The sequence below is a fragment of the Salimicrobium album genome, from assembly GCF_900107115.1.
Lineage (GTDB): Bacteria > Bacillota > Bacilli > Bacillales > Halobacillaceae > Salimicrobium > Salimicrobium album.
This window is the reverse complement of sequence record NZ_FNOS01000002.1, coordinates 137198-151174: the sequence shown is the minus strand read 5'-3', so window position 1 is coordinate 151174 and position 13977 is coordinate 137198. Positions and strand designations below refer to the sequence as shown.

General features: G+C 41.5%; 24 protein-coding genes. 1 reads left to right on the top strand and 23 read right to left on the bottom strand.

What is annotated here, in order from left to right:
• Positions 1-11 precede the first annotated feature (11 nt).
• From BLU03_RS04240 to terS, 4 genes are read right to left on the bottom strand one after another with little or no spacing between them, the layout of a single operon-like run.
• The gene (locus tag BLU03_RS04240) at positions 12-1046 is read right to left on the bottom strand and encodes a phage minor head protein (protein WP_093105842.1); all 1035 of its coding nucleotides are present in this window, start codon (positions 1044-1046) and stop codon (positions 12-14) included.
• Entirely contained in the window at positions 1046-2572 is a 1527-nt protein-coding gene (locus BLU03_RS04235; RefSeq protein WP_093105839.1) for a phage portal protein, read from the bottom strand. Before BLU03_RS04235 ends, BLU03_RS04240 begins: the two co-directional genes overlap by 1 nt.
• A gap of 3 nt (positions 2573-2575) precedes the next feature.
• Complete coding sequence (locus BLU03_RS04230; protein ID WP_093105837.1) at positions 2576-3778, bottom strand: PBSX family phage terminase large subunit; 1203 nt, start codon at positions 3776-3778, stop codon at positions 2576-2578.
• Positions 3753-4499 carry a phage terminase small subunit gene (gene terS / locus BLU03_RS04225; protein WP_093105834.1) on the bottom strand — a complete coding sequence of 249 codons (747 nt, stop codon included), beginning with the start codon at positions 4497-4499 and terminating at the stop codon, positions 3753-3755. The genes BLU03_RS04230 and terS overlap by 26 nt, the downstream gene beginning before the upstream one ends.
• A 364-nt stretch (positions 4500-4863) precedes the next feature.
• Here terS and BLU03_RS04220 point away from each other — a divergent pair, with 364 nt between their 5' ends.
• Entirely contained in the window at positions 4864-6132 is a 1269-nt protein-coding gene (locus BLU03_RS04220; RefSeq protein ID WP_093105831.1) for a hypothetical protein, read from the top strand.
• 49 nt (positions 6133-6181) lie between these two features.
• Here BLU03_RS04220 and BLU03_RS04215 read toward each other — a convergent pair whose 3' ends face one another.
• From BLU03_RS04215 to BLU03_RS13755, 19 genes are all read right to left on the bottom strand, one after another.
• Entirely contained in the window at positions 6182-6610 is a 429-nt protein-coding gene (locus BLU03_RS04215) for a hypothetical protein (protein WP_093105829.1), read from the bottom strand.
• A gap of 205 nt (positions 6611-6815) precedes the next feature.
• Entirely contained in the window at positions 6816-7394 is a 579-nt protein-coding gene (locus BLU03_RS04210; RefSeq protein WP_093105826.1) for a hypothetical protein, read from the bottom strand.
• A gap of 104 nt (positions 7395-7498) precedes the next feature.
• Positions 7499-8092 carry a hypothetical protein gene (locus BLU03_RS04205; protein WP_008592646.1) on the bottom strand — a complete coding sequence of 198 codons (594 nt, stop codon included), beginning with the start codon at positions 8090-8092 and terminating at the stop codon, positions 7499-7501.
• Complete coding sequence (locus BLU03_RS04200; RefSeq protein WP_093105822.1) at positions 8089-8295, bottom strand: XtrA/YqaO family protein; 207 nt, start codon at positions 8293-8295, stop codon at positions 8089-8091. The genes BLU03_RS04205 and BLU03_RS04200 overlap by 4 nt, the downstream gene beginning before the upstream one ends.
• An 81-nt stretch (positions 8296-8376) precedes the next feature.
• The gene (locus BLU03_RS13610; protein WP_176765404.1) at positions 8377-8523 is read right to left on the bottom strand and encodes a hypothetical protein; all 147 of its coding nucleotides are present in this window, start codon (positions 8521-8523) and stop codon (positions 8377-8379) included.
• Positions 8524-8540: 17 nt separating this feature from the next.
• A complete protein-coding gene (locus tag BLU03_RS04195; RefSeq protein WP_093105820.1) occupies positions 8541-8741 on the bottom strand; it encodes a hypothetical protein in 201 nt (66 codons plus the stop codon).
• Between the two features lie 4 nt (positions 8742-8745).
• Positions 8746-9066, bottom strand: a complete 321-nt coding sequence (locus BLU03_RS04190) for a hypothetical protein (protein ID WP_176765403.1) — start codon at positions 9064-9066, stop codon at positions 8746-8748.
• 200 nt (positions 9067-9266) lie between these two features.
• Positions 9267-9500: a hypothetical protein gene (locus BLU03_RS13605; protein WP_176765402.1), complete on the bottom strand. Its 234-nt coding sequence runs from the start codon at positions 9498-9500 to the stop codon at positions 9267-9269.
• A gap of 4 nt (positions 9501-9504) precedes the next feature.
• Positions 9505-9906 (bottom strand): DUF1064 domain-containing protein, encoded by a 402-nt coding sequence (locus BLU03_RS04185; RefSeq protein WP_176765401.1) that lies wholly within the window; start codon positions 9904-9906, stop codon positions 9505-9507.
• A complete protein-coding gene (locus BLU03_RS13600; RefSeq protein ID WP_176765400.1) occupies positions 9887-10030 on the bottom strand; it encodes a DUF6011 domain-containing protein in 144 nt (47 codons plus the stop codon). The genes BLU03_RS04185 and BLU03_RS13600 overlap by 20 nt, the downstream gene beginning before the upstream one ends.
• Positions 10031-10041: 11 nt before the next feature.
• Positions 10042-10560, bottom strand: a complete 519-nt coding sequence (locus tag BLU03_RS04180) for a dUTP diphosphatase (protein ID WP_322787565.1) — start codon at positions 10558-10560, stop codon at positions 10042-10044.
• Between the two features lie 13 nt (positions 10561-10573).
• Complete coding sequence (locus tag BLU03_RS04175) at positions 10574-10882, bottom strand: hypothetical protein (RefSeq protein ID WP_093105817.1); 309 nt, start codon at positions 10880-10882, stop codon at positions 10574-10576.
• 4 nt (positions 10883-10886) lie between these two features.
• Positions 10887-11135, bottom strand: a complete 249-nt coding sequence (locus BLU03_RS04170; protein ID WP_093105814.1) for a hypothetical protein — start codon at positions 11133-11135, stop codon at positions 10887-10889.
• A 14-nt stretch (positions 11136-11149) separates the two neighbouring features.
• A complete protein-coding gene (locus tag BLU03_RS13595; RefSeq protein WP_176765399.1) occupies positions 11150-11320 on the bottom strand; it encodes a hypothetical protein in 171 nt (56 codons plus the stop codon).
• On the bottom strand, positions 11317-11553 hold the full coding sequence (locus tag BLU03_RS04165; protein WP_093105811.1) for a hypothetical protein: 237 nt from the start codon (positions 11551-11553) through the stop codon (positions 11317-11319). Before BLU03_RS04165 ends, BLU03_RS13595 begins: the two co-directional genes overlap by 4 nt.
• Positions 11540-11896: a hypothetical protein gene (locus BLU03_RS04160; RefSeq protein WP_093105808.1), complete on the bottom strand. Its 357-nt coding sequence runs from the start codon at positions 11894-11896 to the stop codon at positions 11540-11542. The genes BLU03_RS04165 and BLU03_RS04160 overlap by 14 nt, the downstream gene beginning before the upstream one ends.
• A gap of 82 nt (positions 11897-11978) precedes the next feature.
• Positions 11979-12143 (bottom strand): hypothetical protein, encoded by a 165-nt coding sequence (locus BLU03_RS13590; protein WP_176765398.1) that lies wholly within the window; start codon positions 12141-12143, stop codon positions 11979-11981.
• Position 12144: 1 nt separating this feature from the next.
• Positions 12145-13104 carry a DnaA ATPase domain-containing protein gene (locus BLU03_RS04155; RefSeq protein ID WP_245698736.1) on the bottom strand — a complete coding sequence of 320 codons (960 nt, stop codon included), beginning with the start codon at positions 13102-13104 and terminating at the stop codon, positions 12145-12147.
• Entirely contained in the window at positions 12986-13900 is a 915-nt protein-coding gene (locus tag BLU03_RS13755) for a replication protein (RefSeq protein WP_093105803.1), read from the bottom strand. The genes BLU03_RS04155 and BLU03_RS13755 overlap by 119 nt, the downstream gene beginning before the upstream one ends.
• Positions 13901-13977 lie beyond the last annotated feature (77 nt).

Genomic DNA, 13977 nt, shown 5'->3' with positions numbered 1-13977 from the left:
TAAAAAATACGCTAGGACACCTTTCCTAACGTTTTATACCAAATATCATACTCCATGTACTCTGTAACTTTATGCGGCGGATACACCTGCTTTTTAGCTTTGCGCTCTGCTTGTTTCTCGGTCAGCGCTTCATCAGCCATCAGCTGCTCGATGCGTTCAGCTAGTCGCTGTTGATATCGTTCGTCAGTATAGTCGCGTCCTCTCATCATTTCCGGTCTCTTACCGTCCACAAGGTAGAGAGTGTCACACCTACAATTAATGTCGAGCCACGGCACGCCGAACAAGGAAGGAGCAGGTGCTTTGTGTCCTTTATACTCAAACAGACCATCCTTGCCCGCTCGCTGTGAGTCTAATTCACGGTGAGAGTGCCGTACGTTTGTGTCGCGAGACGAAAACCACATCTTATCCAGTCGCCTGTCATTGATAGTCTCTTTCACTTTATCCATCGTATGCAGCCTACTTAAACTCTGTGATCGCCCCGCTTCTGTTCGAGCCACCGTACGTGCTTTTCGACGACTGAAACCCAAAGCACTCTCCAACCGTTTCGCCATTGTGCTATATCCTTCTCCGGCTTGGATGCCTTGCGCTAATTCAATACGGATACGTCTGATCGTTTCATTGCGATGTTTGTTCAGTGTGCTGTTCAACGTAATCTCTTTGATTGGATTCGTGATAGCTTCCTTGATCGTAGAAGCTTTAGGAATCACATACCCCATGTCTAGTTGTGTGCTCATTTCGAATAAATGACCGGTGCGCAGATAATTTTGCGTGTACTGTGAAGCCATCAAGCCATACACAAGGCTATACGCTGTTTTGTAATCGGTTTGGATGTTCTCTTTGATCATCTGCAATTCTTTCTCGAAACGACGATACTTATATATTTCACTTCTACTTATACCGTTCGTCTCAGGGTCCGGGTATTTCTCAAATAGTGCTGATAACCACCGCTTCATTTCTCGCAACCGATACAAAAAGACTTGATCGAGGTCGTTTTCTGCATCCTCTAGCAAGTCGTTCAAATAGTCCTCTATTTGCTCCTGGTTCATCAGGCAATCACACCCTCACCATCACAGCGTGGACAGAGGATCTGTGTTTTCCGTTCCCCTTTGATACAGCCGCTTCCACTACATCGAGGGCAGGTGCGTGTTTTCTCGTTCTCCGGCACATCACTAGAGAATTCGTCTTCATCCTCATCCGGCGGAGTCACCTCGTCGCTCACGTCGTCAAGAGACAATCCCTCAGCGTTCTCTTCTTCCTGTAGTCGTTGCATCTCTTCCTCGATTTCTTCCGGTGTCATCTTGCTGAATAAGCTCAGACGGTACTTCCGACTGAATACACCTTGGAGTGCTTGCTGAATCTGCGCTTCTTCGAGCAGGTTTACCGGCAGATTGCGTTGGAAAGTCATTCTCACGTTGAGGTAATCATCCGGTTGAATGTTGTTCCGCTTCGCCCATGCGCTGAACAGCACCTTGTATTGATACCGGAGGGCCATGGTCATTTTTCGTTCTTTCGTCACACATTTATTCTCCAAGGCCAGCAATTTATAGCGTAAGCTTACGCCGCTTGCCGCATTGCCGAAGTCATCATCTGAGAAATCTACACTTTTGGCAAATTTCATGATGTTTGTTTCCAGTCGATCAAGGTGATGTTCAATTAAATCATCGTTCACGTCTTTTGTGAGGTAACTAACATCATCATTCTCCTCCATCAGTTCAATGATGCGCTGGTGTCTCATTTGCTCGTTGGTATCTTCATCGGGAGCCATGCCCTTGAATACCATGTAAGCTAAACGATACTGCTCAATCTCGTTACTGGCATCGGACAGGGTACGATCGTAGGCGTCGATAAGCGTAAGCACCTTCTCGGCATCACCCTGCAGTTCATTGTTATTCGCTAATCCGAAAAGAGGGGGGGAATCGAACATGTGAGGTTGAGATCCCTTTTCTTTGTACTCCCCGTTTTCTTCTGCAAAGTAATGGATCGTGGTACTGTTGTAAAATTCTGCTTTTTTTGTGTGGTCGATTCCTTTGTAATAGCGAATAGCGTATTCCGGTTCACTGATGTTGTCTCCAATAAAGATACACTGCCAGGGGTCGATGTTTTTCAACCGTTCTCGCCCTTCCCGGTCGATGTATAGGAGCCGCGCCCCCTTACCACAAATAATCGCTTTCTTCCCCCATTCACTGTCAGCATCTTCCACGTGATTACGTGTGTTGAAGGTATCGATCATGTCGCTGATGCTTTCATCTTCTTCATAGGCATACATAATCGGATGACCGAGAAAATACCCCTGAGCCGTGTCTGCAATATCCGAATCAAAGCTGTTGTTCAGCGTATTATTCACCTTGTCATCAATGCGCATCATATTATTACTGTTTCTCAGGCGTTCAAAGTCGCTGAAATCCGGGTGCTTACGATTAAAGATTGTCACACCCTCAGGCGTTGCTTTGTATCGTTCATATAAGCGCCACATGCGTTCGTGTTCGCGGTCATGAGCCTTGATGATATTTTGGAGCGTTTCGCCGTTGATCTGATCATTATTATCTCGGATAAGCTCTGCGTAATTCTTCATTGGCTACCTCCTCCCTGAAATAATTTTTCTGTAATTATGCGTATATATGGCATAACGCAAAGCGTCCATAACGTCATCCCATTGTTTCACCGGTAAGCCTGTCGTTTCGTTCCATACGTACATGTAAATTTCTTCTTTGAACCTGCTCACGTTATCTTCTACTATAAATAGTTCATTTCTTTTGAAGGAACGCCCCACTTCTTCAATACCTGCCACAATTTCTTTCCTGCCATTCACAGCTTTCAACCGCTCACGTTTGAAACGTTTGACGTGTTCAGGTCTCGCGGAATCACAATAAAAAAAGATGTTACCGTAGCGCTCTTTTATGCGCTTGGCCACATCTACCCAATAATCAATTTCTTCATGTTGTTTTGCGTGTTCTTCGAGGAGATATGCATTTTCTTTATCGTCCTCTCCTATCACAACAATGGAGCCGTGGTGTTCATACCCCCAGTCTACCCCTGCATAATACTTCGTGAAGTTCACGGTTTCTGCTTCTACAGATGTAATGAAATGAATACTTTGGTTGAAATCTTTGTAGATGACACCCTCTGCCGATACCCACAACCCATGTATATCGCGATCCATGAACATACCGCTCGGCGTGGAGGCTACAATACTTTCGACGTACTCTGGGTCAAGAAAGGTATTATCAAACAAAGAGAAATGGAAAGCTTTTATATTCAAACGGCCATTAGCTAAACGCTGCCCGTCTTTGTCAATATAATCTGTTTTCACTCTATGCACTGGATTCTCTGGGTTTGTATCAATCAGTATACGAGATCCATTGTACGAGCAACGGGAGATAACTTCTTTCACGAAAGAGTCATGCAAAGCTGTACCTTCATTCAATAAGGCTCCAGCTGCGGTAAAACCACGTGCTTTTTTCCATGAATCAGCATTCGCTCCATCGAAGCAATATACTTTGTTTCCAAAGACCTCGATAGCGTTCGATTTACTTAATTTTAATTCTTTCCCCAGCAAAAGTTCCATCTCATCAAGAACGTTACGCTTTATAGAAGCCTGCGTGGCTCCTCCGATAATGAAGGATAAGCCCTGGCCTTCAAACTGAGCAATATGCGTGAGAAAAGACAGTATGAAGATATGTGTTTTTCCAGCACGTTTCGCGCCGGCTGCTACCAATATCTTTGGTTTTTCTACCAGGAAGCACCGATATAATTCATTCTGTTTTTTCGTCAATTCCATCGGCTAACCCCCTTAAAGCAGCTGCCACATCTTTTTCCTGTCTATTTTCAGAGTTATTGATTTTCTCCATCTCAGCTTCTGATTTAGCAATATCCACACGCATCTTTTCTAACTGGAGGCGCCGCTGATCGTCTTGACCACTTAAATGGATAAAATCTTTGATCAACGATCGAAGCTCACTCATAGCACGGGATTGTGCTGTTAGGAATGTAGCATGTTTATCCCAGGCGAATTGCATCTCATATTCTGTTTCATCGGAATCAGCAAATTCTTTTACCTTCTTGACCTCTTTCGTCATGTCATGCTGATCAGTCACATACATGAGTTTTTGAGCCCTGGCAATCGCTGTGTACTTAATGACAATATTCTCCCAGAGCATATCTACTGGAGACTTCTCACTGATAGCTTCAACAATATTCAAAGTTTCATCATCGTCAGGAAAGATGGTACGAAAAAAACCGTGCGAGCCAGCGTTATTGTTTCCTTTCGGTGCTGAACCTCCACGGTTTCCTAACGCGTTTTTGCTTCCCTTAGGAGCTCCCACGCTTTTCTTTTTTGTGTGCACACTTTTTTCAGAGGGTGCACCCTTTTCTTTTGTCCACCCATGCCTGCGTTTCCATGACTTCACCGTATTAATCGAGACGTCATGTTTTTCGGCTATCTCTTTATATTTCAACCCTTTGACATAATCCTTCTCGGCTTGCTTATGCTTCTCCACCATCTACATTTCACCCACCTCCAGCATTTATTAAGTTTGTTTTGCATATAAGAAAAACACCCTAATATAGGATGCTTTGAAAAAAGTGTATTTAATTGAAGGTATTTGTAATAATTTGTAGAAGTGTAACTTTAGGGTGCTTTATTTACTATGCGTAATCATGTAATTTCCAAAACTATAGTCCCGTTTCTTCTAATATAAATAGTGCTTACACAATACTTTTTAACACCTAATTTAATAATGCTTCCAGGAGAAACTAATCTCTTTCCTCCAATCAATTCAAAAAAAGAATATTTTCCAAAGAAAGTAGAATTACTGTATATTTCGCACTTAATAAAGCCTCACCACCTTAAAAGGAGTTGTAAATATGGTCCAGAATAAAGAAAATTACTATGACAATTTAAAATTGTTCTTTCCATACTTAAAGAAGGTAGACGTAGTTAACAAACTTACCTTTATGCAAGTATTTCCTGATTTTGAAGGAATTTATACTGAAATAAGACTTGAAAACGAAGATGATGATACGTCAATTGTTATAGCAAAAACTTTAAACAAAGGTTTATCAGATAAAAAATTGAATACTGAAGAATTAGATGAACTTTTGTTCTTATTACTAGAAGACTCACTTTTCAATTCTTACTTATTCTCTTTGGATTCTCATAACATCGACCTGAGTAATAAAGAAAAAACAACTCAAGTATTTCAAGACTGGGGTTTGCCTGATAAAAACCAAATTATAAACAATGTCAAAAAAACCAGTCATTCAAAAGATTTCGTTCTTTGTGGTTACAGGTTACAAAGTAACACCAGGAACAAAGAAAACATTGAATCAATTAGGATTATATTACTTGATAAAATGCCGGTACAACTCAGTGATAGGAATGGAGATATTAGAGAGTCCGTTTATCCAACTATAGTAGAAATCGACATTTCTAGGAATTTACTCCATATTAGATTAAAAGATGTTGATAACATTGTTAATACAGAAGACAAAATCCGAACTATGTCAGGTCGAATAACAAACACTTTGAAATATATCGACTCCTTCAACCCCCATATAAATTATGCTAGTTTTTCTACGTTCAGGTCATCTTTATACAACATGGAGGAAAACCTTTTACAAGAAAAACGTGACCAAGCATTTAGCAAACTTAAAGAATTCGATACTGAAATAAACGGATTCTCAGAAAAGGTTACGAAAAAATTCAATCCTCCTGAAGATATAGATATTTCTGTTAAAACATATATATCTAATGGAGTACTGTCTGTCATTGCATCCACTTTAAGCGATAGTACAATTGGAGATGTAGTAGGCATCAAGTTCCGTGACAATCAGGAAAACGAAAATGATAAGAAATATGCCGAAATAACCATATCTGATAAGGGTTACAACTGTATATCTACTAACAATCTGTACTGGTTGAACTTACCGGTTTTACACCGACGTAAAATGGTTGAATTTCTTAAAATAACAAAAAATTTCAACTCTGGAATTGTAGTTGCTAACTTAGAATTCTCTAATGAAACGGCGAATGTTAGACTACTACAAAGAACTAGTTATGAAAATGCAGAACATAAAAAACCTAGTCAACAAAAATATGATGATTTAATAAATTATCTGTGTAATTTTCTATAAATATTAGGCGCCCTGATGGGTGCCTGATACTTCCATTGTACAGAATGGATTATCTAACCTGCAATTTACCGGACAAGTATGACATCTCTGCCATTTGCTTCACAATGCTATTTTTAATACGGAAGATGTGCCTCTCGGACAATCCCATATGATTTCCTATTGCCCTCATACTCATCCCATCGAGCAAACACTCCAGGACTGCCTTCTCTCTTTCATCCTCAATAATAGACATGCGCTCCTGCACGAATAACACCTTCTTCTCCAGACGATTGATCCACGTGTGCTTTTTATCCCGACGTACGACTTCTCTCGCCACAGGATCGCTAGATTCTCCTTGCGCTTTCGGCATGGCCGCTTCTTCTCCGTACATGGCTGTAAGCCCTGTACCGGCATCTTCGAGCAAGTGACGTTGCCTTTTAATCTCATTGAGCATCCAGTTATAGTCGCGTAGAGCGTCCTCAATCTGCTTTTTGTTCATGCAAGCACCTCGTCTCTAGGTATTTGGCATAATCACTTTGTTTGACCGGTTGTAAAACGCCTGTGCGTTTATCTCTGCGTAAACGACTGACTTTCCATCGTATTTTGTATGTTTTCTTAATATAATTTCCTCCTCTGCAATAAAAAAGAGGACACAAACCAAGCGCGTTAACGCTCAATCCGTGTCCTCCAGTGGCCTGGTAGAACTATAAGTGTTTTTGTGTTATCTTTTTTGCAAGTTTTTGAGATTTAGCTCTCACCTTTGTCACTGAACCTTCATGTTCTTCTTCTTCAGTTGCAAGAACAGCCTCATAACTACTTTCTATATCATGAATTTCATCCCTTAGTTCTCCTATCAACTTAAAATTTTCTACAGATACGCAATCTGGATCCCAGTTTTGCATATTGGAAAGTATCTCTTCTATCTTAGTTAAATCTTTTTTTGTTTCTTCTAGTGGTTCGACATTATAGATATTATGACTTTCATGCAAACCCATGAGAAAATCAATGCTCTTTAATTTGTGGTTCATTACTCTCAATTGACTTTTCAAAAAAACCTCATATTTTGTTCTTTTCAACTCAGCTTCGCTTTCTTTCTCTTCCCTTGCGTGTGAAATCTGTTTTTCTACAGCTTTTAGTGAACTCTCTCCAGCTTTTCTTGCACCTAAATATGCCCCTCCTAATGTAGCTAATCCTCCAAGGGTTATTGTTAGTATTGCTTCAATAGATACATAATCAAAAAAATCATTATGTTGCTTAATTATTTCTACAGGGATTGGACTCAAAACTCTCACCTCTCATTGAAATTAATGCAGTCCACCTCTAACATAATACCTTTCTCAAAACGAAAATAAGCATCTGGTTCTTCCAGTAGGCTAGTAGAAGCAAACTAAAGTTCAGTATGTTGCTGTTCAGTGATAAATATATAATTATTTTCTTGTACAGAAACCACAATTGATGTTTCGTACATTTTATTCGATTGTATTCTGTACACTATTTGTACTTTGTACTCTTTAAGTTCGATCCCCTTAAGTACATTTAATACTACCCCATCGGTAGTATAGCTTATCTCATTAATATTCTTAGCTTTTATCAGATGTTCTATTTCCTCTTCTTTCTCTTCTATTGACGCTACAGCCTTAACATCAGTAATTGGAGAGGAATTTTTATTCTGAAAATATATCCCCATAATTTTATCGGGGTCCGGATTTTCCATTATAAGCTTACCTTTATTTAAAAAAACATGATTTCTCTTCAGTTCAAATAAAGGCAATAATTTCATTTCTTCAGCTTTTTGTGTTTTCTCAAATATTTCTTTGCTCAACTCTACAGAGTCTCTACTAGCTTTAGCCGCTTTAAGACTCACTATTACTGAAAATAGCAGAAGGAGGGGCGAAGCTATAGACACTCCTAATGAAATGTAATCAAATGTACTCTTTTCTCCTAAATTACTTAATACATCGATCCAATCTTGCTTTGTCAAAACTCTTCCCCCTCATCAAACTTCACCCGCTTCACCTTCCCCTGGTGAGTAATTACTTTCGTCTCCCCATGATCTGGCAAAGTGGTGATTTTTGCTTTTCCATTACAGTATACAACACAGAAAGGGGAATTTCCTTCCGGCATATCCATTTCCAGGTTAAGTTTCCCGTCTTCAATATTAGCATCAACATTATTCAATCGCATTGAACAGACCCCCTATGATATAATAATGAACAGGGACAATGGTCGAGGGCACTGCTCTCGGCTGTTTTTATTTATTACTCGTTACTCAATCTCACCACTCCATTCTTTTACATCTTCCTCGTTCGCCCGCTTGATTACAAAAGCTTCTCCATCTACAAACACAATGTCTGTCATATCATCGTCCAGCGTTTTCATACGACCGAAGATAAATTGTCCGGCATCACTCATGATTTCATCCCTCCTCTTTACTTATTAATGCCAAGCTTCTCTTTATAACCTTTCATCGCTCCGCCTATCGCATCCCAGATGGGTTTAATGTGGTTCTCCCTCACGTATTCTCGGATAGCGAGAAATTCTTCAATTTCACTATTGGTTAAATCATTGATTTTCTTGTCGCTAAAATACTGAATACGCTCTTTCATAATTCCGATTTCTGCCTGGTTCATACGCTCACTCCTTTTTATCAATTTCCTCGTTTTGCGCTTTTGTTTGTTTCATAATTTTTATCGTTAACAAAGCACTTTTACCTCGATCAACCATGCCGTTTTCAAATTGAATGTACGCTCTTTCAGTTAAACCATGACCGCAACAAGCGTTCACCACCCCAGGCAACGTACCTAGACAGCCGTCATGTCCTTCCGTAGTTGTTTTGCATTCACAGAAACTACATTCCCTTTCATTGTTTGAGATCGGTTCACCGTTGTCTGTATAGACCCACTGACCATCAACATACATTACAGAATGCCCTCTCGCGTATGACTTAACCGCCATTTTCGCTCACCTCTTCTTCATATAATCAAATGCTTTATTCCAAAACTTTGAACCTTCTATCCCGATGATAATAAGCAATGCTCCTGCGATGAATACCGGTCATGCGAAAGCTAATGCGATATGCGCCGTCCAATCATCTCTGGCGTTTGACAGGAAGCTGAGACCCAGACCAATAATGATGTATGTGATAGGTATCGCTATCATTGGTCATCCTCCTCATTGCCGGTGAGGTATTCATAGCAGTCCAGACACTTCATTTGTGTTTCGTTCTCTTCCAGGTATGGGTCGGGTTCTAATACCTCAACTCTGCTATGCTCACATATCTTTTGCAGTTCTTCGATCACTTTTCTTCTATCTCTTCTTAATTTATAGATGTCCTCGGAGATTGCCCGTTCTTGATGTTTTAGCAGTTTCACTTTCCCGTCTGTATTCACCCACTCACCCCTTATTTAATTTTTTAAGGTCATCCAATTCAATCCATCCGCCGAACCGTCGATTGTAGGTGATGACAGATAGCTTTTCATCGTATAATCGTTCGTACAGCTTCCGTTTGATGGAAAACTCTTTCGTCTCCATTCCTTTCACGTCTACATTTTCGATGGTTCCGTCCACATGCTCGATGCGGAAGTCGGCAATATAACTGATTTTACGAAACGTTTTTCCGTCCTTTTTGAAGCCCTCCTGGAGCGTAAACTTCGGCTGGAGGGTGAAGTCCTTGATTTCTCCTGCGCGCTTTCTGAGCTTTAGGTGAGCGTAATAATCAGCCTCCCGTTTGCTGTCGAACGTATGCCCGTCCAGTTTCATTTTCTTTGCTCCGTACTTACTCCGGCGTTTTGGCATGGTCTTCTTCCTCTCGCTCCCTTTGAACAACTTCCCAGCAAACAGGACCGTAGCCCCGCTCTTTGCTCTTGCTGTCTTTCAGCTTCCTGCCGCACCGTCCACATTCCATATAGTTTTCAGTCATAGTTGACCTCCTCAATAGCCTGAAAGCTGTCTGTTGTGATTTTTTTCATTCTTTGCAAGATAGCCTTTTTCAATCTCATCTTCCGTAAATCCGAGCATCCGTCCGAGTTCCAGGTAAGAGAAGAATAACTTTCTCCAAAGGTATTTATGATTGTTACCGTAGTCATTCCTCACGTTGCGTTGTAAGCCAGTGGCTAAGTCGTAGATTTTCAAAAACGCTCTGGTAACATCCTCAAACTCAATGTCCATCGGAGTCATTTTTTCCGCGTCGATATACAAATCATTACCGAGGCTTAGAATAAAGTGATAGCCATCTACATATTCCTCTCGAATAACCTCTCTTTCACTTGGAGGTTTATTGCTCCATACTTTGAAGCAACGCGTCTCGTTCGCTAGCTCCCCGAGTTCCACCTGCAGCGCAAGAAACTTCCAGTCGTTATTATCCAATTCTGCTATGTCCGGGTGCTGCTTGATAATATGAGGATCAAGCCCGCCCTGGATCTCTTGTAATTTCGCTATATCCATCTTCATGTTTTCCATCTCCTTAAAACCATTTTTGTGCATCAGCTTCCACGTCTATGCCTTCAAACCGTGCCAGTGCTACCCGTAATTCCAATTGTTCTAGTTCTTCCGCCATCGTTGCGGAAACACCGAAAGCGTGTAGTTCATCAATCGCTACCTTTTTACGTAGGTCTCTGTTCGTCAGATTCTTCTTTCCATACGTTCTCTTTCGCTCGGTAATAGCTTTCTGTTTTGGCCAATGGTAGCTCCACACCCTGCGTTCTAACGTAGGTCTAGAAACTCCATTCTCAGCTGCTTGTTTGTAATCGTCGGGAGTAATACGTTCATACATAGAATTACCTCCTTAATAATGCTGCGACGGGTCGCTTAAGCTTCTGCCGGTCTGCTAAGTTCAGCAGAGCAACGACTATCTCCATCGCAGGTCGTCGTTGAACAAAAGCAATCTGTTCCAGGTCGCTGCCGGTTTCCCATGCTCGGTGGATCTGTTCCAGTTGACTCCCCGGCATCCCAAACTCGTATTCTTCCAGCAGTATGCGATTCTTCCCTGTTTTCGGTATGATGTTTCGTTTACTTATCGTGTTCATTTGCTACTCTCCTCTTAATTATTAGAATCGTACACGTACCTTCTACCTTCGTAGCTGATGACCGTGGGAATATCCCTTTTAGTTTTCAGATGCTCCACGGATCGGAGTCGCCTGTTTTCTTCGGCCAGGTGTTGCGCTAGTTCGATTGCTTCCTCAAGCGTCATTTCTTTTGGAATCGTGGTCATTTCAATTCCTCCAATGCTTGGTCGGCTCTATTTACAGCTTCATATATATCCCTGATGTGGTTGCAATCACTTATATCTTGGAGCGCTCCGCCATAACTCTCAATGCGCTTCTGCTGTTGTTTAATAGTGCGAATGAGGAAAGCCACATCCTTATCATCTATCGCTTGTTTACCAACCGTGAATATAGGCTTGCGTTCAATCTCTTCCACTCGCTTCATGTCATTTTTTATCACGATGCCACCCCTTCAAATTCATAATCGGCGTATCAATCTCATCTGCATCAATCGGCTTGTTCCGTTTCGTTTGATTACGCAGATGGTGATAATCAGCCCGCAAGTCCTGGATAGATGCCCGTAATTGTTTCTGTTCCTGTAATAGCTTCTTGCGTCGAACGCTTTTCTTCGTTACGGGCAGGAGGGTATTTTCAATGTGCAAAAGTCGTCCCTTTTTCTTGTTGATTTCAGAAGCAATGCTCCAGCTTTCCAGTTTGTTTATCATGCCTTTTCTTACGTTCGATAGGAGGTTATAAAAGTCTCTGGCAATGTTGTTGAACGTTTCATGTATTGATGTGGTCATGCTTCTCACTCTCCTGTCTTCACTGCGACTAAAATAATCAAAGAGACAATCCATATGCCGATGACAATGATTAACTGCGTCGTCATGCCGACACTCCCATGCCGAAATACTGTTTGATGTGGTCGATATGCTTCCTGGATTGCCTTCTTGCTTCCGCCCGGCATTCCTCGTTCGGGCAAGGTGTAATATGAGTGCTTACATTATCGTAATCATACGTCCGTCCCGTTCCTCGGCAGTTCTCACACATGTTATTTTTCCTCCTTCAGTCGATTATCTTGTCCTTCTACCTCATATAAGTTTTCTTTTCCAGTCATGCCAAACAAACGGCTTGAAGCTGCGTAACCTATCTTGTCGCTCAAAGTTCCTTTGGCTTCATTAGAACTGAAGATAATTGGTCGTTTATGTCTCCATCGCTCATTGATAATTTGGTAGTACATGCCTTCTTTGGATTCAGACCATTTCGATTTTCCGAGGTCATCCCATACAAGGACGTCCGTCGTACAAGCACCCTGAATTAAATCTTGGAGCTTCTTGCCTTCATCGTTCGACATCTTCGCTTGAATCAAGTCTTCCATAAACTCCACGTCTGATACGCAAAGGACTCGGCATCCTCGATCATGCTTGGATAGCGTGCCATCAGACAGCTCATCACGTACACGGATCTTTTCAATGATGTATCTTGCCAGGGCCATTTGAAGATGTGTCTTACCTAACCCGAAGTTGTTGTGGGCTTGCTTGAAACTATATCTATCAGCTGGATCCATATTCCTTATTTCACGTTCTCCATAGACAGCAATAAAACCTAAGCTATTCACTTTCGGCTTGTCCTTCAAAATACCGTCAATGTTTTCCATGTACTGCAACGTAGCATTAAACAATGTTTTCTGAACTTCCGTTTGACGCTCGTACTGCTTAAAACCTGCTTCCTCGAACTCTTCCGGAATCAGAGCGTTCTGAAAGCGCCGTTCCAATTTCTTTTGTTCTGCGCAGCTGCATGGCTTAAAGAAATCTCGGAGTTCAACATTTCCGTCTGCACGTGTGACCTCTTTTTTGTAAAGGATAGCCCCCGTACCATCACAGTCCGGACATTCAGCTGTATCCGAAGGCTTGTTCTGCTTGGGCTCGTCGTCGTTCGAGTTCTGCTGCGCTAGCTCCTTTGCCTGAGCGATACGTTTTTGAAGTTCGGGGTTTTTGAGTGCTTCCTGGATGCTTTGCATCTTTAGCTTCCTCCTTTTGTTCATAGTGTTTATCGAGAATGAAACCGACACAGTAGTTCAACCCATTTATTTTTTGCCGTCGATGCTTGCGATTTTGATTGAACAAATCAATGCACTCTTTCAAATACTGAATCGCATCATCGACTGGCACACCGTAGCCAATGATTTCTTTCGCCGCTTCATAATCCTTAGCGTTCGGATTCATTTTTTGATTAAAATCTAGATAAGCCTTAACGAGTTTTCCTGATGCTATTTCGTTCGTCACGGTTTCCGGCGTCCCGACATCAGATTCGTTTTTAATCTTGTGCGCGCTTGTAGTAGTATTACTGTCTTTATATTTGTTTTTAATATTGTATTTCTTGGGGGTGTAATTGCCCCCCTGTAGAGAGGGTAAATCCGCCCCCTGTGGAGTAGGGTTATTGACCCCCAGTGTACTTTCTTCACCCTGTGGTGGTTTAGAGCCATTTTTCTCAATAGACCACTCTTCAAAATTCTTATTAAAGCCAATTGCTCTCGGCTGATTGAACGTAGCTTCTTTTGCCACATACAGAACGTTGCTATCAATCAGTTGGTTCAACTGTTTTTTCACTGACGATTTATCAATTCCGGCCAGCTTGGAGATGAAGGACAGCGAAAGACTGTGACTCTTTCTGTTAAATCCGTAGGTGTATCTCCAAACAATCATGATGAGCTTGAATTGCGTTCCATTGAACTTATATTTCGGGATTTCATCTAACAATTCGTTCGCGATTTTTACATAGCCTTCTTCTACCTGTGGGTTGGCCATTTCCTTCACCCCCTTTTATTACTGCCGTCGTTCAATGATTGCTGTCATCTTCTCTATACGCTTCAATTGATAGCCAG

Excerpts from the sequence above, each read along its gene's own strand:
- BLU03_RS13590 (WP_176765398.1), bottom strand. The coding sequence starts at position 12,143 with ATGTGTGAGAACTGCCGAGGAACGGGACGGACGTATGATTACGATAAT.
- BLU03_RS04180 (WP_322787565.1), bottom strand. The coding sequence starts at position 10,560 with ATGAAGATGGATATAGCGAAATTACAAGAGATCCAGGGCGGGCTTGAT.
- BLU03_RS04195 (WP_093105820.1), bottom strand. The coding sequence starts at position 8,741 with ATGAACCAGGCAGAAATCGGAATTATGAAAGAGCGTATTCAGTATTTT.
- BLU03_RS13610 (WP_176765404.1), bottom strand. The coding sequence starts at position 8,523 with ATGAGTGATGCCGGACAATTTATCTTCGGTCGTATGAAAACGCTGGAC.
- BLU03_RS13600 (WP_176765400.1), bottom strand. The coding sequence starts at position 10,030 with ATGACTGAAAACTATATGGAATGTGGACGGTGCGGCAGGAAGCTGAAA.
- BLU03_RS04215 (WP_093105829.1), bottom strand. The coding sequence starts at position 6,610 with ATGAACAAAAAGCAGATTGAGGACGCTCTACGCGACTATAACTGGATG.
- BLU03_RS04160 (WP_093105808.1), bottom strand. The coding sequence starts at position 11,896 with ATGACCACATCAATACATGAAACGTTCAACAACATTGCCAGAGACTTT.
- BLU03_RS04220 (WP_093105831.1), top strand. The coding sequence starts at position 4,864 with ATGGTCCAGAATAAAGAAAATTACTATGACAATTTAAAATTGTTCTTT.
- BLU03_RS04240 (WP_093105842.1), bottom strand. The coding sequence starts at position 1,046 with ATGAACCAGGAGCAAATAGAGGACTATTTGAACGACTTGCTAGAGGAT.
- BLU03_RS13755 (WP_093105803.1), bottom strand. The coding sequence starts at position 13,900 with ATGGCCAACCCACAGGTAGAAGAAGGCTATGTAAAAATCGCGAACGAA.
- BLU03_RS04175 (WP_093105817.1), bottom strand. The coding sequence starts at position 10,882 with ATGTATGAACGTATTACTCCCGACGATTACAAACAAGCAGCTGAGAAT.
- BLU03_RS04200 (WP_093105822.1), bottom strand. The coding sequence starts at position 8,295 with ATGCGATTGAATAATGTTGATGCTAATATTGAAGACGGGAAACTTAAC.
- BLU03_RS04190 (WP_176765403.1), bottom strand. The coding sequence starts at position 9,066 with ATGGCGGTTAAGTCATACGCGAGAGGGCATTCTGTAATGTATGTTGAT.
- BLU03_RS04235 (WP_093105839.1), bottom strand. The coding sequence starts at position 2,572 with ATGAAGAATTACGCAGAGCTTATCCGAGATAATAATGATCAGATCAAC.
- BLU03_RS04230 (WP_093105837.1), bottom strand. The coding sequence starts at position 3,778 with ATGGAATTGACGAAAAAACAGAATGAATTATATCGGTGCTTCCTGGTA.
- terS (WP_093105834.1), bottom strand. The coding sequence starts at position 4,499 with ATGGTGGAGAAGCATAAGCAAGCCGAGAAGGATTATGTCAAAGGGTTG.
- BLU03_RS04170 (WP_093105814.1), bottom strand. The coding sequence starts at position 11,135 with ATGAACACGATAAGTAAACGAAACATCATACCGAAAACAGGGAAGAAT.
- BLU03_RS13595 (WP_176765399.1), bottom strand. The coding sequence starts at position 11,320 with ATGACCACGATTCCAAAAGAAATGACGCTTGAGGAAGCAATCGAACTA.
- BLU03_RS04185 (WP_176765401.1), bottom strand. The coding sequence starts at position 9,906 with ATGCCAAAACGCCGGAGTAAGTACGGAGCAAAGAAAATGAAACTGGAC.